Source organism: Algoriphagus vanfongensis DSM 17529, assembly GCF_000429465.1.
GTDB lineage: Bacteria > Bacteroidota > Bacteroidia > Cytophagales > Cyclobacteriaceae > Algoriphagus > Algoriphagus vanfongensis.
The window spans coordinates 702,523-723,891 of record NZ_AUBX01000010.1 but is presented as its reverse complement, the minus strand read 5'-3'; the positions used below and the strand labels follow the sequence as shown (position 1 = coordinate 723,891).

19 protein-coding genes are annotated in these 21,369 nt (G+C 43.8%); 8 read left to right on the top strand and 11 right to left on the bottom strand.

Going from position 1 to position 21,369, the window contains the following annotated elements; genetic code table 11:
- The first annotated feature begins 117 nt into the window (after positions 1-117).
- The 7 genes from G460_RS0108365 (at position 118) to G460_RS0108330 (ending at position 6,965) form a co-directional block, all read left to right on the top strand.
- The gene (locus tag G460_RS0108365) at positions 118-1,176 is read left to right on the top strand and encodes an aldose 1-epimerase family protein (RefSeq protein ID WP_026954926.1); all 1,059 of its coding nucleotides are present in this window, start codon (positions 118-120) and stop codon (positions 1,174-1,176) included.
- A 70-nt stretch (positions 1,177-1,246) separates the two neighbouring features.
- The gene (locus G460_RS0108360) at positions 1,247-2,455 is read left to right on the top strand and encodes a cupin domain-containing protein (RefSeq protein ID WP_026954925.1); all 1,209 of its coding nucleotides are present in this window, start codon (positions 1,247-1,249) and stop codon (positions 2,453-2,455) included.
- A 101-nt stretch (positions 2,456-2,556) separates the two neighbouring features.
- A complete protein-coding gene (locus tag G460_RS0108355; RefSeq protein WP_026954924.1) occupies positions 2,557-3,570 on the top strand; it encodes a sugar phosphate isomerase/epimerase family protein in 1,014 nt (337 codons plus the stop codon).
- Positions 3,571-3,692: 122 nt separating this feature from the next.
- Positions 3,693-4,859 carry a Gfo/Idh/MocA family protein gene (locus G460_RS0108350; RefSeq protein WP_026954923.1) on the top strand — a complete coding sequence of 389 codons (1,167 nt, stop codon included), beginning with the start codon at positions 3,693-3,695 and terminating at the stop codon, positions 4,857-4,859.
- 759 nt (positions 4,860-5,618) lie between these two features.
- Positions 5,619-5,903: a hypothetical protein gene (locus G460_RS0108340; RefSeq protein WP_051315977.1), complete on the top strand. Its 285-nt coding sequence runs from the start codon at positions 5,619-5,621 to the stop codon at positions 5,901-5,903.
- Between the two features lie 92 nt (positions 5,904-5,995).
- Complete coding sequence (locus tag G460_RS0108335) at positions 5,996-6,397, top strand: hypothetical protein (RefSeq protein ID WP_157366892.1); 402 nt, start codon at positions 5,996-5,998, stop codon at positions 6,395-6,397.
- 40 nt (positions 6,398-6,437) lie between these two features.
- Positions 6,438-6,965, top strand: a complete 528-nt coding sequence (locus tag G460_RS0108330; protein ID WP_026954919.1) for a pyridoxamine 5'-phosphate oxidase family protein — start codon at positions 6,438-6,440, stop codon at positions 6,963-6,965.
- Between the two features lie 48 nt (positions 6,966-7,013).
- Here the strand turns inward: G460_RS0108330 and G460_RS0108325 are convergent, their stop codons facing one another.
- From G460_RS0108325 to cysS, 9 genes are all read right to left on the bottom strand, one after another.
- A complete protein-coding gene (locus G460_RS0108325) occupies positions 7,014-8,111 on the bottom strand; it encodes an acyltransferase family protein (protein ID WP_026954918.1) in 1,098 nt (365 codons plus the stop codon).
- An 86-nt stretch (positions 8,112-8,197) separates the two neighbouring features.
- Positions 8,198-8,671, bottom strand: a complete 474-nt coding sequence (locus G460_RS0108320; protein WP_026954917.1) for a hypothetical protein — start codon at positions 8,669-8,671, stop codon at positions 8,198-8,200.
- A gap of 45 nt (positions 8,672-8,716) precedes the next feature.
- The gene (locus tag G460_RS0108315; protein WP_026954916.1) at positions 8,717-9,313 is read right to left on the bottom strand and encodes a DUF2911 domain-containing protein; all 597 of its coding nucleotides are present in this window, start codon (positions 9,311-9,313) and stop codon (positions 8,717-8,719) included.
- A gap of 45 nt (positions 9,314-9,358) precedes the next feature.
- Complete coding sequence (locus G460_RS21660) at positions 9,359-11,002, bottom strand: mechanosensitive ion channel family protein (RefSeq protein WP_084421212.1); 1,644 nt, start codon at positions 11,000-11,002, stop codon at positions 9,359-9,361.
- An 86-nt stretch (positions 11,003-11,088) separates the two neighbouring features.
- Positions 11,089-11,649, bottom strand: coding sequence for a GNAT family N-acetyltransferase (locus G460_RS0108305; protein WP_026954915.1), 561 nt, complete (start codon positions 11,647-11,649; stop codon positions 11,089-11,091).
- Between the two features lie 59 nt (positions 11,650-11,708).
- Complete coding sequence (locus tag G460_RS0108300; RefSeq protein ID WP_026954914.1) at positions 11,709-15,149, bottom strand: ThuA domain-containing protein; 3,441 nt, start codon at positions 15,147-15,149, stop codon at positions 11,709-11,711.
- Between the two features lie 163 nt (positions 15,150-15,312).
- Positions 15,313-16,338 (bottom strand): LacI family DNA-binding transcriptional regulator, encoded by a 1,026-nt coding sequence (locus G460_RS0108295; RefSeq protein WP_026954913.1) that lies wholly within the window; start codon positions 16,336-16,338, stop codon positions 15,313-15,315.
- A gap of 69 nt (positions 16,339-16,407) precedes the next feature.
- Complete coding sequence (locus tag G460_RS0108290; protein ID WP_026954912.1) at positions 16,408-17,385, bottom strand: M28 family peptidase; 978 nt, start codon at positions 17,383-17,385, stop codon at positions 16,408-16,410.
- The gene (gene cysS / locus G460_RS0108285; protein ID WP_026954911.1) at positions 17,375-18,868 is read right to left on the bottom strand and encodes a cysteine--tRNA ligase; all 1,494 of its coding nucleotides are present in this window, start codon (positions 18,866-18,868) and stop codon (positions 17,375-17,377) included. The genes G460_RS0108290 and cysS overlap by 11 nt, the downstream gene beginning before the upstream one ends.
- A 204-nt stretch (positions 18,869-19,072) precedes the next feature.
- On the opposite strand from cysS, the gene G460_RS0108280 reads away from it, so the two are divergent.
- Entirely contained in the window at positions 19,073-20,593 is a 1,521-nt protein-coding gene (locus tag G460_RS0108280; RefSeq protein WP_035464126.1) for a family 43 glycosylhydrolase, read from the top strand.
- 61 nt (positions 20,594-20,654) lie between these two features.
- Here the strand turns inward: G460_RS0108280 and G460_RS0108275 are convergent, their stop codons facing one another.
- Together G460_RS0108275 and G460_RS0108270 are read right to left on the bottom strand one after the other, a co-directional pair.
- On the bottom strand, positions 20,655-20,954 hold the full coding sequence (locus tag G460_RS0108275) for a type II toxin-antitoxin system RelE/ParE family toxin (protein ID WP_026954909.1): 300 nt from the start codon (positions 20,952-20,954) through the stop codon (positions 20,655-20,657).
- Positions 20,936-21,172: a hypothetical protein gene (locus G460_RS0108270; protein WP_035464124.1), complete on the bottom strand. Its 237-nt coding sequence runs from the start codon at positions 21,170-21,172 to the stop codon at positions 20,936-20,938. The genes G460_RS0108275 and G460_RS0108270 overlap by 19 nt, the downstream gene beginning before the upstream one ends.
- Positions 21,173-21,369 lie beyond the last annotated feature (197 nt).

Here is a 21,369-nt window from a genome sequence, read left to right as displayed (position 1 = left end):
GAATTTTATTCCGTTCATTTTTTAACTTTTAAAATCCATCATCAGACTTGCCCCGATAGGGCAGGATAGTCTCTGGGTGGCATTTTTATAGGTTTAAGATATACTAGAATACCCAAAATGAACCTCGGCGAAGTATCCAATTGGAAATGCAAATTGTCCAACTCTCAGCAATTGGGAGGCATAGAAACGTCCATTTTAGATAACGGGCTAGGTCGAGGTAGTCGAATTGCCTGGATCAATACAGGGACAGGCTTGAGGTACAAATTAGTTTTGGACAGGGGGATGGATATTGTCGATGCTTTTCACAATGAACATAGCTTGGCTTGGATCTCTCACAATGGAGTCTCCGCTCCCCAGCCATTTTCTGACAAGGGAATTGAATGGCTGAGAACATTTGCTGGAGGGCTTTTGACTACTTGTGGACTGTCCAATGCAGGGCCGCCTAATGAAGATGAAACTGGCGCTAGAGGATTACATGGGAAATATTCAAATACCCCAGCCGAAGTAGTATCCATCAAACAACCGGATATTTTCTCAGGAGATATGAGTTTTGAGATCGTGGCCAAGGTGAAGGAGTCTTCCACTTTTGGTCCTCATCTGGAGATGCTGAGAAAGATTTCTGGTCGGATCGGTAGTCCTGAAATTCACATTCAAGACGAGGTTAGCAACAGAGGTAATCAAGCAGCTCCCCATATGCTACTATATCATATCAATTGTGGATGGCCACTGATCGATGAGGGGACTCGGATCATCTGGAGAGGGGAGAAGAAGCCTAAGGCTACTGATGCCAACAATACCGAATTCAATCGCCAGTATGAATTTACCCGCTGTGCTGCTCCTATGGAAGAGCATGCAGGATTTGGTGAAGATGTGGCATTCATCGATCCAGAGATAGATTCCGACAGTAGGGTAGTCTGCGGCTATGCCAATGATCAATTGGGCTTGGCTCTCAGAATTTCATTTTCCAAAAAGCAATTACCCTGGCTGATCAACTGGCAGCATTGGGGGAAAAATGAGTATGTCACGGCTCTTGAACCAGCAACACATCCACCGATCGGCCAGAAAAATGCCAGAGAAAATGGGACTCTGATCCTTTTGGAACCGGGCGAAACTAGAACCTATAACCTGAAGCTAGAAGTGCTGACAGGAGATCAAGTGAAAGAATTTAAAATTTAGAATGATGAAGTAAGAATTGAGAGTTTTTCAATTTTCAATAAATAACTCAATAACCTAATTATAATAACCGATGAGTTTAGCGAAAAAGGCCCTAGAGCAGGGCGAAGGAATTTTAAGATTGACACCGACTTGGGTTCCCCGATCTTTTTGTGTGCCAGGGAGAAGGATCAAACTACACCCGGATGATTATTATGCTTTGGGTGGTGCTAGAGGAGGAATAGACGAGCGATGGTTTGCCTCTACAACTCCTGCCGAAAATGGCCCTTTGACCTCCAAAAATGAAGGTCTTTCCCATATCGCATTTGAAGACGGTGGCAAGACAGAGTTGTTTCTATTGAAAGATGCCATTGACGAATTGGGTGCTGCGATTATCGGCTCCAGGCTGTGGGATCAATACAAGTCTTGGCCCATGTACTCCAAGTTTTTTGATAATATGGGGCCTTTGCCTCATCACATTCACCCAAGTGATGAGTTTGGCAAACTCACCAATCAGAACGGAAAGCCTGAGGCTTATTATTTTCCGCCTCAAGTCAATAATCATGGAGGCGATTTCCCATATACCTTCTTTGGGATCGCTCCTGGCACAAGCAAGGAAACCATCTTAGATTGTCTGAAAAACTTCAACAAAGGCGATAATAAAATCACGAATTATTCTCAAGCTTTCCGATTGCAACCGGGTACTGGTTGGGATGTGCCTCCTGGGATGCTTCATGCGCCGGGTTCTCTGTGTACTTATGAGCCTCAGAAGGCGTCTGATATTTTTGCGATGTACCAGTCCTTGGTCAATGAGGCGATTATTCCGGAAGAATTGCTGTGGAATGCTACACCTAAGGATAGATGGGGAGAATATGAATTATTGGTCGAGATGATTGACTGGGATCTCAATGTCAATCCAAACTTGATGGATAATCACTACATGGAGCCTAGACCAGTGGCCGATGTCGACGAAATGCATGCTGCAGGCTATCATGAAAATTGGATTTGCTATCGTTCTCATGACTATTCCGCCAAGGAACTCACCGTGCTTCCTGGCCAAACTGTGACTATCACAGATGCTGCTGCTTATGGTTTTATCATGATGCAGGGATATGGCAAGTTGGGGGTTTGGGATATCGAAACTCCAGCTTTGATCCGCTTTGGTCAATTGACTCATGATGAATACTTCGTGTCTGAAGATGCCGCCAAGGCTGGTGTGAAGATCACCAATCTATCCAAGACCGATCCTATTGTGATGCTAAAGCACTTTGGGCCTCGAAATCCAGATTTGAAAATAAAATAAGCCCACAGTCAACGGACCACAGACCACAGGAGTCAAATTCCGTGGTCGGTCGTCTGTGGTCGGTGGACTTTCTAACAACATAAAACCTAATAACCATTACCATGAATAACTTCCCTAAACTACACAATGCCACTTGGCCAGGACTGGTCGGAAAGGGGCCTGATTCTGAGCCTGTCATTCCTTTTGATTCTCTATTGGAGATGACTGCAGCAGCAGAAGTCAATGGAGTCAAATTTGACGGGATAGATGTAGGCCTACTTGAGCCTCACTTTGATCTCAATAATCCTGATGAACCTAAGAAATTGGCGGATAAAGTAGCTAAGCACAATCTGAGCGTAGGGTCATTAGTGGCTCCGATTTGGGCAGGAAATGCCATGGGAACGGCCGATCAGCGGAAGACATTTGTAGAGATGGTTCGTCAGTCTTGCGCATTTGGTCAAAAGCTGAAGGAACTGGGAGTGAGAAATTATGGAGTGGTCAGGATCGATTCTGCTGCTGGAGTGTCAGATTGGGCCAAAGACCCTGTTGCAAATACCAAGTTGATCGCACAGACATTCCAAGAAGCAGCTGATGTAGCAGCAGATTTTGGAGAAAAACTAGCTGCTGAAGGAGAGATCTGCTGGGGAGCGATGCACAGCTGGAAGCACATGGTGGAGTTGCTGGAAATGGTCGATCGCAAGAATGTAGGTTTCCAAGCTGATATGTCCCATACTTTCCTTTACACCATGGGCTACAATGCGCCCGAGCATAGGATTTTGGCTAAAGAGTCAGAGAAAGACCGAGAATCAATCAAAGCGGCTTTGAAGACCGTCACGGATGCGCTTCGTCCTTGGACGATAGACTTTCATGTAGCTCAGAATGATGGGTCGGTTTTTGGATCTGGCTCGCATGATAAGACAGGAAGACACTGTCAAGCTACGGATCCCAATGGATTGCTGGATATTGCCCATGATGCTGGCTATTGGCTAAGGGATGAAAATGGAAATCTGACAAAAGCTTTTCAGCATATCTGTTGGGATGGATGTATGTTCCCTAATGCGGTCATGGAAAATCAGCAAACTTGGAATGATATCCTCGCGGCGATGATTTCTGTGCGTGATGCGCACGGCTATTGAAATATGAAGTACGAAATATGAAGCATGAGAGGTGGAAAAGGTGAAGGTTGAGTACACTTAACTAGGCTTTGAAAACCTTGAAACCTTTCCACTTTACAACTCTTAATCTTTGAAATTTTACAATTATGAATAAAAAGAAAATCAGAATAGGTCTTATCGGAACAGGACTGATGGGCCGTATCCATACCAATGGTTACAAGCGTTTAGCCGACTTTTTCCCAGAATATGAATATGTACCGGTACTACAGGCTTGTTGCTCCAGAAGAGAAGAAAAAGCCAAGGCATTTGCTGAGCAATGGGACTATGCATCCTATGAGACTGACTGGCATAAAATCATCGAGAGAGATGATATCGATGCAGTTGATATCTGTACTCCCAATGATAAGCATGCCGAGATCGCTATAGCTGCAGCCAAAGCCGGCAAGATGATTTTGTGTGAGAAGCCATTGGCTCGAACCGTAGAAGAGGCTGAAGGCATGCTCAAAGCAGTGGAAGAAGCAGGTGTGAAAAATACAGTTTGGTACAATTACAGAAGAATACCTGCTGTGACATTGGCTAAAAAGATCGTGGCTTCGGGCAAGCTGGGTAAGATTTTTCATTATCGAGCCAACTTCCTGCAAGACTGGACGATCAGTCCTGACCTTCCTCAAGGAGGAGATGCACTATGGAGATTGGACGTGGCAGCGGCTGGATCGGGTGTGACAGGAGATCTTTTGGCACACTGCATCGATACGGCGATGTGGATCAATGGGGGCATCAAAGATGTCTCTGCGATGACTGAGACATTTATCAAAGAAAGAGTACATCAAGGAACAGGAGAAAAACAAAAGGTGGGGATCGATGATGCCTGTACCTTCCAATGTCATTTTGATAATGGTTCGCTCGGACTTTTTGAAGCTACTCGCTACGCGCGAGGGCACAAGGCGCTCTATACTTTCGAGATCAATGGTGAGCATGCCTCCATTCGTTGGGATCTGCATGATCTGACACGTTTGGAGTATTTTGATCATGATGACGAAGGCACAGTAAGAGGCTGGAGGTCGATTCACGTCACCGACGGAGATCATCCATACATGGATAGATGGTGGATTCCAGGTACCTCGATTGGATATGAGCATTCTTTCATTCATCAGGTGGCAGATTTCTTTTATAGTCTTCAAAGTGGAGAGCCTTGTCATCCGACTTTCAGGGATGCATTTGAAACACAAAAAGTATGTGAAGCGGTGATCAATTCGGCAAATGAAAGAGCCTGGAAAGACACCGGAGTAGACTGGATAGAAAAAGTATAAGGTTTGTTATGATAATGAAAAAATCCAGGTCGATTGATCTGGATTTTTTTGCATATACGAGATAGTCCAAAATCGCATCATGTGTATCCTTTGGTGAGGTACCAAACTTAAAAAGCAAAGAGATGTATCAATTTTTGCAGAAGCACTACCTGACTTTTCGAGATTTCTTCTTTACGCAGGAGATGCTGAAATTTGGTGAATCAAATGCACGATCAGGGTATAAATTTGGTCTATATACCTTAGTGTTTTTTCCTTTCTTCTATGGTCCCTTAATTACCATCTTGATTGCTACCCAATTTGGCTTTCGCCATGAATTTCACTCCGAAGGTGAAGAGGCAAAATGGGTTCTGCTACTTTCTGGAATATTGATCGCAATCACATACCTGATTCATCGTAGGATCTATTCATTTTTGGTACCTCCAAATGAGCCCTTAGTTAGATTAGAGGAGCCCTTGAGGAAGAAATATTTGAGACTATATTTCTTATATGCTTTAGGTCCTTTGTTGCTGTTTTTCCTCTTGATTTTAGTGTTTTATTTCCCCTTTTGAGTAGTTGGGAAGGAGATCCGAGTGGATAAATGAAGTACAATTAGCTTTTTGATATGCCTGTTTTGTGTATGATTCTCTACAAAAAACGGAGTAATAGACCCGAAACAGGAAGTGAGATTTATTAAAAAGGTGCTCTCTGAGCGTTTTAGGGTGTTTTTTGGCCTATGGCATCTCTATTGATTTTATAGTATAGAATCAATTTGAGATAATCATGAAAAATTCAAATAAAGAAGAATCTAAGTCAATCAAGTCCACTGACAAACTGGTGGAGGAAGCTAAAGTCACCCAAGAGGACCTTCAGGCATTGGGATCGAAAGATGCCAACCTCAGCCATGATGGAGGAGCAGATGAGGCCCTTCGGAAAAGAAAACGACAAGTTGACTTTTCAGGTAAAGGATTGGATGTGCCAGGGGAAGAATTGGATGATGCGCAGGAAGCGGTAGGCTCTGAAGATGAAGAAAACAATCATTACAGCCTAAGTGACGAGAAAAACTAAGTCTGGAACTCTATTTCAATCTCAATTTATCTGCCTTTCCGCCATCAAATATAGTGGAGGCAAGCTTACACACTCACTAAACTATCACAACCATGAAATCGCACTTTATCATCTATCCAGCAATGGTAGGAGCTCTGTTCTTTTCTTGTGAAAACAAGGAGTCGGACACCTACTCAGAGAGTCTCAAAGAACATGTCGCTGAGAATCGCGAATCAGTACAAGATGCTGTCAATCTTCAAAATCTAGAGGAAGCTGAATCGCTTGCCTACCATGAAATTTCGGAGTCGCTTGGTCTACCAGAGCCATTGGTGATCGTATTACAAAGTGATACGGCTACTTCTGTAGATAAGATTGAAGATGTCCGGAAATTTACGGACAATGGAAAAACGTATTACGAGATTACCTTTTCTCAGAAAATAGGGGAGGATAATAAAATCACCTATGACGATCTGGGAAAAATCCGCAGCTCGGATTTGAAAGACTCTGATAAGTAACAGTAAGAGTCCATTAACATAAAAACTAAACCACAATACCATGAAAACTTCGCATGAAAATGACCATATCCAAGATCTAAGTGGGCTTGAAGCAGTCGAAAAAATCAGACAACTCATTGATAAGGCGGGCTCCTGTTTTTTTGTGACACGCACGACGCTGAATCATTCACACAAATCTAGACCAATGGCAGTCCAGAAGACTGATCAGGCAGGACATGTTTGGTTTCTAAGCGCCAAGGATAGCGTGAAAAACATGGAACTGGCTCAAGATTCCAAAGTGACTTTGTATTTCCAAGGATCATCTTATGCTAATTTTTTGGAACTCAATGGGCACGCAGTAGTGAGTCAAGATAAAGAAAAGATAAAAGAACTTTGGGATCCGACTATCAAAGCTTGGTTTCCCGAGGGAGTCGATGATCCAACTATTTCCGTGATCCAATTTGTACCCGAATCAGGCTATTATTGGGACAATAAACATGGCAATGCGATCGCAGGCATTAAAGTTTTGATTAGCGCCGTGTCAGGAAAACCAATGGATGATTCGGTAGAAGGAAACTTGGTGCCATAATAGTCATCTAGCCATCAGGTAAATGCAGCCATAATTAGGCTGCATTTTTTATATCCGAAAGAATATGCCTTTTCTAAATAGAAAATAACAAAGCCCCCAGAGTGCAGCTAAGGTTGCAAATGCTGTGATTACCGCCAAAAGGTGCTCATTCAGTCCAGTCCAGGAGAAAAACCCTGTCGTGAAAATCCCTACAGTTCTATTGAGCCATCTACCCAGAATTTCAGCAAAGAGATAGATGAAAATCGAATTCATCCCTACGATCAGGAAAGGAAAGATTCCTTTTTTATGGTTTTTGACATCAATCCAGTAGAAGGAAAGTGACAAGACCAACAGTGCCCAGCCACCTGAGGCAAAAACGAATGCTGTGGTGCTGATTCTTTTGACAATAGGAGTGATACCTGTCAGATCTAGTCCAAAGCCAATCAACAAACCCACCAGACCTGCTAGCGCAATCAATTTGATTTTATCGGAATCAGGTTTTTTGGAAAGCAAAAGATTCCCGCAAATAGCTCCCCAGATGGTGTGAGCGGCTGTAGGAATGCAATTGATCGCGACCCAGCCTCCGTCATTGATTTGACCCATCAAGATCATGTCTGTGTAGTTTCCAAAATTGCTTCCATGCTCGTATGGTACCTCAGGGTTATAAAACCTATACATGACTTCAGTCAAGGCTAAAAGTCCCAAAGAAGCTCCCAATTGGGCTTTCCAGCCTTTGTCAATCAGGAAATAGGTGACCAATATCGTAAAGGATAATTGCGTCAAAACATTCCAAAGCTCAAAGACCAATTTGCCGGAATAGATGCAATGAAGGCCTGTTCCGAAGAGGAAAAGGATCAAGCAACGCTTCAAAATATGCTTCGTTACATTACTACGATTCTCTGCCAAGGCCAATCTTTTATTTAAAGAAAATGGCATGGCTACCCCGACGATAAACATAAAGAAGGGCTGGATCAGATCCCAAAATCTCAATCCATTCCAAGGGTGATGGGTAAGCTGGACGAAAAATGTGTGGAGGAGATTTCCTTCTGGAAAAAGCTCCAGCAGCGAATCATATACTAAGGCGGCTTCTGCGACTAACAAAAACATGGTGATTCCTCTATATGCGTCCAGAGAAACTAATCGCTGGGTGGGATTGATGGTGGTCATAATGGGCGGAAGGTTGAGAAGGAATTTCTTCAATTCCACCTAGAAATCAAATAAAAATATGATATGCGGGAATGAGTTTTGGAATATTAAAAATCCAAGTTCCAACCCACTTCATGGATGGAAAGGCTAAGCATTTGATTTTCGATAAATAAAACTACAGCCCAAATGTCCTCATCAAATGGAAAGCCCCAGTCCCTGCCTTGCCAAGTGAAATTCAGTACCGCTTCCTCTTCATCCTCTCTAAACCAAAGGTTTCTTTTTTCATCAGCTCCATAGATATCCGTTAGGGAATTGACCAGTAGGACGAGTTGATTCATGTAGGTAGCATCAAAATCCTGAGATATTAAGCGCATGTGACGATTGGTAAGATTGTCTTGGGTCATCACTTCGATTTTGTCGAAAAGACCAAAAATTGGCTGCTCAAGGTACCTGTGAGAGTAATAATTCGGATGCCGGGAGGGCGGATCTAGCCGAGTCTCGATTAGGGAATAGGCCGTTCTGGGATAATCATCTATTCCGATTCCTAAAAGTTTTTCTAGTTTTTGATTAAAAAGTTCCATACCCTATAAATTTAAAGGGTATGGATTGATTTTCAAATACTTGGATTAAAACTGACTTTTAAATTGTTCCAGTTTTTGATCCACTTGGGTGTCGATCGGGAATGACACACTGTAGTTTTCCCAAGCCATAGTCACCGTTGCGGTTTTATTGTCTCCTGCGGAGATGGTATAAGTCAGTCTTTCGGTCATCCCTCCTTTGGAGGTTTTTGCTGGAAAAGATACAGCATCATCTTTGGCCAAAGCTTCCTCGTCGATTTTGCCATCTTTCATGTAGGTGAATACAGATGCTGCTTTGTTATTGAGATGTACGGTCCAGTCTCCGTTTTGCGAAGGAGTCATGAAGATGGAATACTTTCCTGCTCGAAGATTTTTGCCGCCAACGCTGACTCCAGTGCTAAATTCGATGACAGTTTGAGCATTGGCTCCAGCTCTCCAGCTCACGCCAAATTTTTCAATTTCTCCGAAAATCGTTCTGCCTTTGACAGCAGGAGAGGAGTAGTCGATATTGATTTTGGTAAAGCCTACTACTTGGGAGACCGATGCTGCTGGACTTAGAGCTGGTGATTGTAGCTGAGCGAATGCCGCCAAAGATGTGAAAAGTGTCAGGGCTAAAGCCCCCATGAGAGTTTTGAGTTGTTTCATAATTTGGATTTTTTTGAATCTCGGAAACTACTAATCCTTCAGGAATTATTCCCCAGAATTATCAAGTTTGTTTTCACCTTGCACACTAGTCTCAGGCTCGGGAATATATTGGGGTGGCATGGCGAGCCCATCTCCCTTTCTGGTAGCTCTATAGTGCGGAGACATGATCTCTACACCGGATTCATTAAATCCATCTTGGATGTTCGCATGGAGGTCAGAGTGGATTTTGGCAGCTTTTTGAGGGTCTTCCGTGTAAGCATTGATTTGGTAACTGACATAGAAATCATCCAAACTCGTCTGCAATACAAATGGAGCTGGCTCAGTTTTGAGAAGCTCTGTTTTTTTTACGGCATTGATCAGAAGCTCATGCACTTGCCGCCAGGGCACATCATAGCCGATCGTGATCGTGGTATGGAGGATCAGTCCGGGTTCTCCAACACTACTATAATTGATTGTTTTGCCATTCAAAATAGCAGAATTGGGAATGGTGACCTCTTCGTTTTTGATAGTTTTGAGCTTGGTGACTAGCATGGTTTTCTCTACTACATCACCGGTGGTATCTCCGATTTTCACCCGATCTCCTAGCTTGAATGCTCTCATGTAGATGATCACAAGTCCTGCTATGATATTGCTGATGGCAGAAGAAGAGCCTAGGGAAATCAACAAGCCCAAAAAGACACTGACGCCCTGAAAAGCGGGAGAGTCTGATCCGGGCAAGTATGGGAAAATGACAATGAATGAAAAGGCGATGATGATGACCTTTGCAAGGTTAAAAGTTGGTCTCGCCCAATCCGGGTAAAATCCCGGAATTCTCAGCCTGTCATGCTCGACTTCTTCAGAAATAAAGTTGACAAACTTGACGATATAAAAGGTGATCACACTGATCACCAAAATCATAAAGAGCTCTGGAATATACCCCAAAAATGAAGAAACGATTGCCTTTAGCGGGTCGATGATGTAGCTAAGGAGCTTGCTTCCCAAAGCTTTGGTAGTAGGGAATACGCTGAAGATCAGCGGAAGAGAGAGGTAAAGCAAAAAAGCAATGACAACCACTTTCAGTCCTCTGAAAAAAAGCAAAAAGAGGCGTTCCTGTCTGATGACTGAGATGACCTCAAAATTTTTGATTCGGATTCCTTTGAAAAGATGCTTGAACTTATTGAAAACGACTTTGATCAACTTATCAAAACCCATATTGACGAGTCGGATCAGAATGATCAGTCCGATCAGGATACCGACCAAAATACCTACACGAATGAGTTGGGTGGTCAGATTGTGCTCAGGATGATTCGCTTTGAAAGTATCCTTAATATGCTGAAGCTGCATAGTGGCTAGCTCGACCATGGGAAGCCCATAGTTGTCGGCATCTTTCTGGCTGACACTGCCGATAAATTGCTCTCCGTGCAGTAGTTCCACGACCAGTTCCTCTTCCAATATAGATAGTAGGGTCGTATCAAAGGTCCCTTCTTCTACCAGTTGGTTTAGTTTGCTTCCCATCCTTTCTGCACGCTCCTGAGGGCTAAAAGGTCCAATATTGTGAGAAATAAAATGCAGCGTATCTTCAAAAAAGATCACTGGAATAGAATCCAAAGGTTTTGTGACCTGAAGACTGTCTTTGTCTTGGGCCATGCCAAGGCTACATACGAGAATAAGAATGAACGAAAACACAGAGACCTGGAGGAAGTGTCTCATAATGGGCTAGGGTTTATATTCAGAATTTGATTCTAAAAGGTATGAAATAGAAGAATAAAAATAAAATAAGAATGGATCTGGTAAAATTAGATTTTCCAGTCCCATAGTACAATCGCCCATTCTTCGTATTGGTCTTTGAAAGTATGTATGGTTTTGAAGCCGATCTTTTCGTGAGCTCTTAGGGAACGTGTATTGTTAAGGGAGATTTCGGTGATAGCAAATTTATACTTGTCCTTGAAAAAATGGCGATAGGCATCGTAAGCTTGTTTGAATAGTCCCAAGCCACGAAATTCCTTCCCTACACAGACTTGTCCCACCGCCATGTAGTCATAGGTGGCTATGGCCTTCCCTTGGTAGACCAATGAGTCAAACTGCTCAAACATGGGAAGCAACATAGGGATTTTGTCACGAGATTCTTTTGTCATGGCTAGGATATAGGCTGCTACCTTGTTCTCTGCGACGGCAATGACATGACCTTCTTCTTTTTGAAGTGTTTGTAGATCTTCCAGTGAGTGCTTGACTCGGACAAAGCCTTCTTTTTCGATGCTTGTCTTATCGAGGTTTTCGAGCAAGTTGGCTTGCTGCAGTTTGAGGATTCCTTCCAGGTCAGAATTGCTGGCAGATAGTCTAAGAAGCGGAGAATTCATGGCAATAAAAAAGCCGGATTTGATCTAATCCGGCTTTAAATTTAGAAGATAGTTTTTGATTATTTCGCATTGAAAGTTGCGTTGAGGAGAATAAATGTCCCCAGTTCTCCGCCTGGCTTGCTCAGGATGTATAGAGGCTGTTTCTCTCCATCGGACTCAGCTGTAATCGGAATGGTCGCAAAGTCATTGATGATCGGAGCTCCAGGAGCTTTTTCTTTGTTTTGCTGAACGAATGTTCCCGTACCGAGAACCTTGCCAGTAGGACTTCCTGCTCTGATTTCAAACTCAACAGGGACTGACAGCGGGTCGGTGGAGGCTACCATTAAGGTTACAGATCCTATTCCTGTCATGTCTACAGCAGGGAAGGAGAAGTGACCAGGAGTACTTGGTACCATGAGAAGGTCCATTCCGTCAAAAGCCATAGCGGTGAATCCTTCCAGATTTTCTGCCACACTCATGCCGAGACTATTTCCTCTTAAAATCAATGCACTGCTTCCTGAAAGCGGCTTGATATTTTCACCACCGGCATCGGTATAGCTAGCATTGATGATGAGTGCTCCGGTCGGGCTTGGCGTTTTACCCATGGTAGGATCAAGGCTTCCTTTGACTGGGAGGCTAGGTTTTTGGTCACCTTTGAGCGAAAGCACATAGGCCACCAAAGCATTAAGATCTGCCTCTTTCAAGTCTGGGTTGGCTGGCATGACTGTTTCACCCCAGACACCTCCGCCACCATTTTTGATCTTATTTTTGAGGTAGTCTGCATCATTTGCTCTGTATTTTTGAGCCACTTGGGTAAATGACGGGCCGATGGAGGCTTCATCTTCTTTGTGACAGGTCTTACAGGTGAGCGACTGAGTCAATGCTTTGCCGGTCATGGCTTCACTCATGATTTTGTGTCCCATATCAGCTTCAGCCTGATCCAGGCCTTCGATGTAGTCCGCCGCGATGTAGAGGTTTTCAGTATCAGTTGCTGCCTCTGGATGGTCTGTATCAGAGACGATTACTTGATATGCTACTTTTTTACCAGGGAAAAAGAAGGACTGATTCCCGTCAATCTGAATGCTCACTTCAGGAGCTACATTTCCTACATAGACTGGAAGCTTGATGCTGCTACCCGAAAGTCCAGCTGGATCGGTACCAGTCACGGAGATTTCATAGTCACCCACAGCATCTAAGTTTGTCGTCAGGCTAGGACTGTCCGTAGTTTCTGTTTTACCATTGCCAAGATCCCAAACATAGGTGATAGGATCACCCTCAGGGTCGCTGGCTTCAGCGCTGAAAGTCACTGTCAGAGGAGCTTTTCCCGAAGTTTTGTCTGCATGAATTTCAGTGACGACAGGAGCTCGGTTTCCACCATTGTAGTCGATTCGGGACAGAGCGGCGTCTGCATTTTTTGTAAACCAGCCCATGCCATATTCCAACAGGTAAATTTTACCGTCTGGACCCATTTCCATGTCGATGAGTGAATTAAATCTCGTATTGGGCATAAATGGCTCCATCTTGGAAAAGTCTCCATTTTCATCCATCGTCACTACTTTGATCCAGCCTCGAATCCATTCATAGATAAAAAGCTTGCCGTCAAAGTAATCAGGGAATCTGGTCTCTTCAGGATACATATCTGAATAATACACCGGACCGGCCATGGCATTCCGACCACCTGTACCGACGGAAGGGAATTCTGGCGAAGCTCCATATGGATACCAGATAAATGCTGGCTGAACAGGAGGGAGTTGCTTCAACCCGGTGTTGTGAGGAGAGTTGTTGACAGGACCAGCTGGGTCAAATGGAGCTCCAATTTTACCCGTTTCATAGTTGAATTCTCGGTAAGGATAATTGTTTCCAATCACATAAGGCCAGCCAAAATGTCCAGCTTTTTTCGCTTGATTAACTTCATCGTATCCTTTAGGGCCTTTGATATCCATGGAGTCATTGGCAGCATCTGGTCCGACTTCACCCCAATAGAGGTAGCCGGTTTTCTGATCGACGGAGATTCTGTAAGGATTTCTAAGTCCTTGTGCAAAGATCTCCGGCTTGGTTCCTTCGGTTCCTTCTGGATAAAGGTTTCCTGCTGGAATAGAATACGATCCGTCCTCGTTTACCTTGATTCGGATGATTTTACCTCTCAAATCATTGGAGTTGCCTGAGCTTCGTCTCGCATCCCATTGTTTTCTTCCGGATGTGCCGTCTAGTGGAGCATAACCGCTGAGGACGTAGTCAGCTTCAGTTTGGTTGAAAGGTGTGGAATTGTCTCCCAAGGATAGGAAAAGATTTCCTCGCGCATCAAATGCAATAGATCCACCTGTATGGCAGCAGATGTAGCGATCTGACGGAATATCGATGATGACTACTTCAGAGCTCATATCCCACACTCCGTCTTTGAATACAAATCTGGAAAGGCGGTTGATCTCTTCATCTCCACTTGGAGAGTAGTAGACAAACACAAAATTGTTTTGTGCGTAATTGGGGTCCTTTTGGATTCCCATCAAACCTTCTTCAGCATTAACTCCTGTCACTCCACTTTGCCAATACACATCCAATTTGGCAGCTTCTGTCATCTCTTGGGTTGCATTGTTGTAATAAAGGATTTCTCCTCTTCTTTGGGCAACCAAAATGTCCAAATTAGGCAAAACAGTCATCTCGGTAGGCTCTGTGAATTCTCCTACGGCTAGATTTGTTTTTGTAAAACGGTTTTCTTCAGGTACTCTCTTGCTTTTTGCGGCAGTGTAATCTAAAACTTCATTTTCACCGATAGCATATTGGATACCAGCAAGGAGATGCTTGAGGTAGTTTTCTTCGGTAAAAGACTCTTTGGTATGTCCTCCTCCGATATAATAAGCGCGACCGCCATCAAAGTCATGATACCAAGAGATGGGGTGCTCTCCCATGTCAAATCCGCCTTGATAGGAGGATTCGTCCAAGGTCAAGAGTTTTGTGGTGTTGGGATTGATATTTTTATAGCTATACCACTCGTCTGTCCGCTCCCATGGATCTGGAAGGAAATCTACAGAAGGATGAGAATTGCCGGTTTTATTGACTTTGCCGGGTTGAACATTGGGGTGTGGGTCATTGATACCCGGATGATCGATGAAGTATCCACCGACCAACTCACCATACCAACCCCATTCGTATTCTGTATCGGCTGCGGCATGGATGCCTACATAGCCGCCACCAGATTGAATGTATCTTTCGAAGTCAGCTTCCTGATATTGATCCAGGACATCTCCGGTAGTGCTTAGCCATATGACTGCCGCATATTGAGCTAGATTTTCTTCATTGATATCCGAGGCATCTTGAGTTTGGCTTACTTCAAAGCCATTTTCGGAGCCCAGCTTTTCGATGGCTGCAATACCATCAGGAATGGACTCATGGACAAATCCTGCGGTTTTACTGAATACTAGAACTTTGGGATTTCCTTCTCGCTTGTTGCTACAGGCAGAGAAGCCTAGAAAAGCAACCAATACCAGAAGGATCAGGTTGGATAGGTTTTTTGGGTTATTCATACAAGGTTATTTAGCTACTAAAAGGTGATACTGGAAATAACTGCACTAATTAACAGTTTTTCATGGATTTTGCGGTATGTTTTTAATTTTTCAAAAAGAAACAATAGAAAAAACTCCCACTGAGTTTCCATAATTTTTTTTCAGTATGAAGAGCAGAAAGCTTTTAAAGAAGCTTATTTGAGGACTTTCGGGGAACTAAGGTGGTTTCCAACACGATAGAAATAGGATCGTCCGAAGCCTGTCCGTCTAGCTGGTCCAGCAAGTGGCTCACTGCCAATTTGCCCATCTCATAGCCTGGCTGTGAGACTGTGGTGAGAGGTGGTTCGACCACGGCAGCGGTAGGATTGTCTGTAAAACCTGCCAGTGCAATATCCTCTGGGACTTTCAGTCCTATGGATTTCCAATAAGTCAATACATCTACAGCCACCGGATCAATCATGCAGAATACTCCATCTGGCTTTGGATCCATGGCGGCAATTTCTTTGGCCACTTGGATATTGCCGGCAGTAGTGAGGTCAGAAACCTGGATGAAGGTTGGGTTTTCCTCGATTCCGTATTCTTTCAGGGCTTTGAGATAGCCTTCCTTTCTTTTCTTGGAAATGTAGAGATCTTCAGGACCTGAGACGTATACAATGTTTTTGCAGCCCATCTCCAATAAGTGATGAGTGACTTGATAAGCTCCGCCTGCATCGTTGAAGGTCACTTTGGAAACTGGAATATCCTCCTGTACCCGATCAAATAACACGAAAGGAATCTCGCGACTGTAAAGCTCGTAGAGGTGCTCGTAATGGTTGGTTTCCCGACTTAGTGAAATCAACAGCGCATCCACTTGTGAGGCTACCAAAGTACGGATGTTGGCTATTTCCTGCTCGATGGACTCATTGGATTGGCAGATCATGACATTGTAGCCGCGTAGGTTGGCATGATCCTGTATGCCGCTGATGCAGGATGCGAAAAAGTGTGAAGTGATCTCAGGGACAATGACACCGAGTGTTTTGGTACGGCTGATCCTGAGACTCTGGGCTAAAAGATTGGGTTGGTAGTTCATCTCCTTGGCCATCTCCACGATCTTTCTCTTGGTCTCGGGATGGAGCTCGGGTGAATCTTTCAAAGCACGTGAAATCGTAGAAACTGAAACTCCCAGTTTCTTGGCGATTTCTTTCATGGTAACCTGATGCCCTTTTTTCATGTTTCGTAGGTCTTTTAGACCCAAACCGAAGATTTCATATCCTTGATCTCCATGGGTTTGGGAATAGATCTATTCTTGATATACTGTAAATAAAACAGTTTCTCCGACAGCTTGCAAGGATCGGCGATCAATCAGGTCCATATTGTCCAAATGGGTGTGATGATAGAGCCCAAAGCCCATGTCAGGAGAAAACTCAATGATATCGATCATGGGGATTTTCCCTATTTCATTGACAAAAGCATGATCGTCGAGGATCTCCGGAGCATCTCTGTTAATGAAAAATGCAGAATGTCCAGCTTGAGCTGCATTGTCCCACACCTTTTTCAAAATGCCAGAAGCGTACTGTCGGGAATACCCTTCACGGAAGAATCTGGCTCCTTTGGCTCCTACCAAATCGACTAGGATGCCATAGTAGGCGGAGTAATTTGCCTGATGCTTATTTTTGGACCAATATTGAGAACCCAAACACCACCATATCTGGGAATCATCCCTTGAGGTGGCATGTTCCGGCTGTCCATCATCTTCTCCATCAAAAAGGATGATATCAATTCCTACATCCGGCTTCAATTCCTGAGAGGAAATGGCGCGGGCGATTTCCATCAATACACCTACACCAGATCCTCCATCATTGGCTCCGTCAATCGGCTCGTCTATTCGCTCGGTATCTTTGTCAGCTATTCTCCGTGAATCCCAGTGTGCCGCCAATAAAATTCTTTTGGTAGCCTCTGGCTTATAGGAAGCAATGATATTGGTCAAGTTCCAGGTAAGACCATCGTAGGTTTTTGCCTGAAAATCCTGAGTCTGGACACTCCAGCTATAGTTTTCCAGCTTGGAAATTAACCATTCTTTGGTGGCAGTGTGTCCGGGAGTTCCCGGCACTCGAGGTCCAAAATTGACTTGCTTTTCTACAAAAGCATAGGCTGAGTCGGCATTGAAAGTAGGGTAGGGCTTGAGCTCTACCTGAGGAGTTACAGTTTCGTTTGTTTTCTCGGCCGAACAAGCCCAAGCGAAAACCAAAAGGGCCAAAAGCCAAATTCTATTCTTCATATGCCCAGTCTATTTTTTCTTTCATGTCTTTGACCACAAATCCCATAGCTTTCAATCCTGCACGGATTTCATCCACTTTGGTATAGTCTCTGGCGGTTTTGGCTTCTGAGTAGAGCTTGAGCAAAAGCTCCAACATAGCCTCTTGTACTTCACTTTTTTCTTCCAAAAGACCCAAGATATCAACCACGAAAGTGATGAATGTGTCTTTTAACTTAGTGAAAACTTCTTCTCCCAATGCAGCAGATTTCAGCTGACCTGTGAAAATGGAGTTGATTTTCTTCAACAAATTGAACAAATGACCGATGGCCTGAGCGGTATTGAAATCATCATCCATTGCTCTGAAAGCAGCGGTGATGCTGGATTCGATCTGCTGGATTTGTTTTTCATCCAATTCTACTCCCGACTCAGAAGTAAACTCTAAAGAACGAGCGATTTTTAAACCATTGATCAGTTTTTTATATCCCTTTTGAGCGGCTTGCAAGGCTTCGTTTGAGAAGTCCAAAGTCGATCTGTAATGAGCCGTAAGCATGAAATAACGGATCGTCATCGGGCTATATGCCTGCTCTAGGAGATCATGTTTTCCGGTGAAAAGCTCCTGAAGCGTGATGAAATTGCCTAAGGATTTCCCCATCTTCTGGCCGTTGATGGTGATCATGTTGTTGTGCATCCAGTAGCGGGCAGGATCCTGATGATTGCAGGCGTTGCCTTGAGCAATTTCACATTCGTGATGCGGAAACATCAAGTCCATTCCTCCCCCGTGAATATCAAATTGGTTGCCCAGATATTTGGAGCTCATGGCTGTACACTCTAGGTGCCATCCCGGAAAGCCGACTCCCCACGGAGACTCCCACTTCATGAGATGTTCGGGAGCTGCATTTTTCCAAAGCGCAAAATCCACTGCGTTTCTTTTCTCTCCCTGACCATCTAGATCTCGGCTTCCACTCATCAGTTCGTCCAAGATCCGTCCGGAAAGTTTGCCGTATTTATAGCTTTCATTATACTTCAAAACATCGAAATAGACCGAACCATTGACTTCATAGGCGAGCCCTTCTTTGAGAATGACTTCCACCAAAGCAATCTGCTCAGGAATATGTCCCGTGGCCCGAGGCTCAATGCTAGGTTTCCAAGTGTTCAAAGCAGCCATATCCCGATGATAGGTGTCGGTGTATTGCTGTGCCACCTCCATGGGTTCCAGCTGTTCCAGTTTAGCTTTTTTGGCAATTTTATCCTCACCTTCATCCGCATCTCCTTGTAAGTGACCTACATCTGTGATGTTTCTGACATAGCGGACACGATATCCGAGATAGGTGAGATAGCGATTGACGGTGTCAAAAGTAACTGCCGGTCTGGCATGTCCCAAGTGAGCATCTCCGTAAACCGTTGGTCCACAGACATACATGCCTACAAAGGGCGGGTTGATGGCTTGAAAATTTTCTTTTTCCCGGGAAAGGGTATTGTATAGTTTAAGCTGATGCGACTTCATTGATGGAATCATGATTCATGTATCAAGAATCAAGAACGGGAAATACCCAAAATTGATTCAGCTTGCAAAATACGTGATTTGATTGGGAAATAAAGAGAATAGCTCAGCCGACTGTCAGAATTGATTTCACTTTTGCCAAAGACAAGCCTATCTTTCATTCTTTACTTTCTAGAAGTTTTTCCACCGTTTATTCCATTCTTCCACATGACTGATCTTGCCAAAACTTTTGTAATACTCCTTCTATTGTTTGCTGCTTGCGAACCAAAGGAAGAAGAGATTACCTCTCTTGTCACTCGGCAGGTGATCCCCGGTGAGCTGCCGGACCCCAGCATGATCGAGGTCAATGGGACGTATTATGCCACGGGTTCATCCAATGATTGGGGGCCTTTTTATCCGATTTACCAATCCAAGGATCTGAAAAATTGGGACTTTGTAGACTATGTGTTTCGAGAAAAACCAGACTGGACGGTCAATAGCTTTTGGGCTCCTGAGCTTTTCTATTCGAATGGGAAGTTTTATTGCTATTATACAGCACGGCGCGTTGATGGGGTTTCCTGTATTGGCGTCGCTAGCACGGATGATATCAGCAAAGGCTTTGAGGATCATGGAGTCATCATCGAGTGGGGAAATGAAGCAATTGATGCTTTCGTCTATCAGGAAGAGGAGGAGCTCTATATCACTTGGAAAGCTTATGGTTTGACTGAAGATAAACCGATTCAGCTTTTGGGCTCTAAATTGAGTAAAGATGGGCTTAGCCTAGAAGGTGATGCTTTTGAAGTACTCACTGCCGAGGCTGATTCTTGGGAGAAAGGAGGAATCGAAGGTCAGACCATTCTCAAGCGTGATGGGTACTTGTATATGTTGTATTCCGGCAATGCTTGTTGTGGAGCGAATTGTGACTATCAAGTGGGAGTAGCTCGGGCAAAAACGATGGAAGGGCCTTGGGAGAAATATGAAGGAAATCCGATTCTGGTAGGAAATGAAAGCTGGAAATGTCCCGGACATGGTACTGCACTTCAGAAGGCGGACGATTGGTTTTATCTCTATCATGCCTATCCAGCTTCAGGTTTTCCAAATATCGGCAGGACAGTTTTGCTAAGTCAGATAGAATGGAATCAAGGAAACGGTTGGCCTTATTTCAAAGCTGAAACTGACAGAGGGTTGCTCATTGAGGATTTTAGGGATGAGTTTGAAGGGGATGAGTTGAACGCAATCTGGAGATTTGATGTAGGAACGGGAAATGCCTCTTATGAAGTTTCTGATGGGAAATTGGAATTGAAAGTCGAGGGAGAAGGAGTGTTTCCGGCATTTTTGGGAATCAATCCCGCAGTTGCTTCAGGAACTTTTGAGACAGTCGTCAGCCGGAACGGAGATGCCCTGCAAAGTCTGACTTTTTATGCGACTCGGGACAATAATCTGGGTTTGGGAGTCAAGGGAGATTCGCTGATCCTTTGGAAACAAAGTGGAGGAAACTGGGAAGAGCTGGTTAAATTAAAGTTGGAACCGTCAGATCAGATCCATTTGCGTGCACAGATGAAAGAAGGGAAAGAGTTTGATTTTGCCTATAGTCTGGATGGAGAAAGTTGGACTGGTTTGCCAGAAAAAGTTCAAGGAGACAATCTCGCCTGGTGGTCTTGGGGAATGAAAGCAGGCGTTTCAGTGAAAGCAGAATCTGGGTCAAAAGACCAGACTGGTTGGTTTGAGAAGTTTGAGGTGAGGTATTGAGATTTTAACCGAATCTCAAACAGTTTAAGCGGGGGAAATAAAAGCAACTACCTCTTTAGAATTACTTCACCTTTTTTCGATCCGGATTTTGGCGATTGTCCCAAAAAGAGATGATCTCGATTTGTCGATCACTTATTTCATAAAAAATGAGGTATTGTTTCTTTGGAACTACCCTGGTGAAATTATTAGAAGTTAACCGCCCTAGTTGTTCATTTTCAGCGATGGAATTGACTAGTTTATCAACATCGTCGAGTAATTTTAAGCTGTAATTCGCATTTCCATTGCGATTTGTAAAATAGTCGAGCACGCTTTCTAACTGAAGGGAAGCAAGTTCGGACCAGACTATTTGCTTTTTAGCCATTCTCTCATTTCTGAAACAACCTGTTCATGCGACTTAGTCTGACCTTTTTTGATTTGTTCGCGACCAAATTCGATTGCCTTGATTTGATCGCTTGTTAAGTTTAAGACTTCTTCATTTTTATCCATTTCAAATTCAATTCCTTCTTTGCTAAGGAAATCAGCAATGGCTTGAATTTGAGATTTACTTTTTGGAAATGCTTTAATTCTTATGGCTTCCATTTCACTAAGAGTTTTATCCAATTTACGATAAGGAGAGGAATTAGTCTTGTTTACCTACAAAAATTGTTGATCATGGTAGAAGGTTGGATGATTATCCAGTTTCGGTGAGGAAACAAAAAAGCCATAGCCCGATTTCTCGGACTATGGCTTTTCTATTCTTTATAAATATGGATGGGAAAACCTCATCGGACATCCCA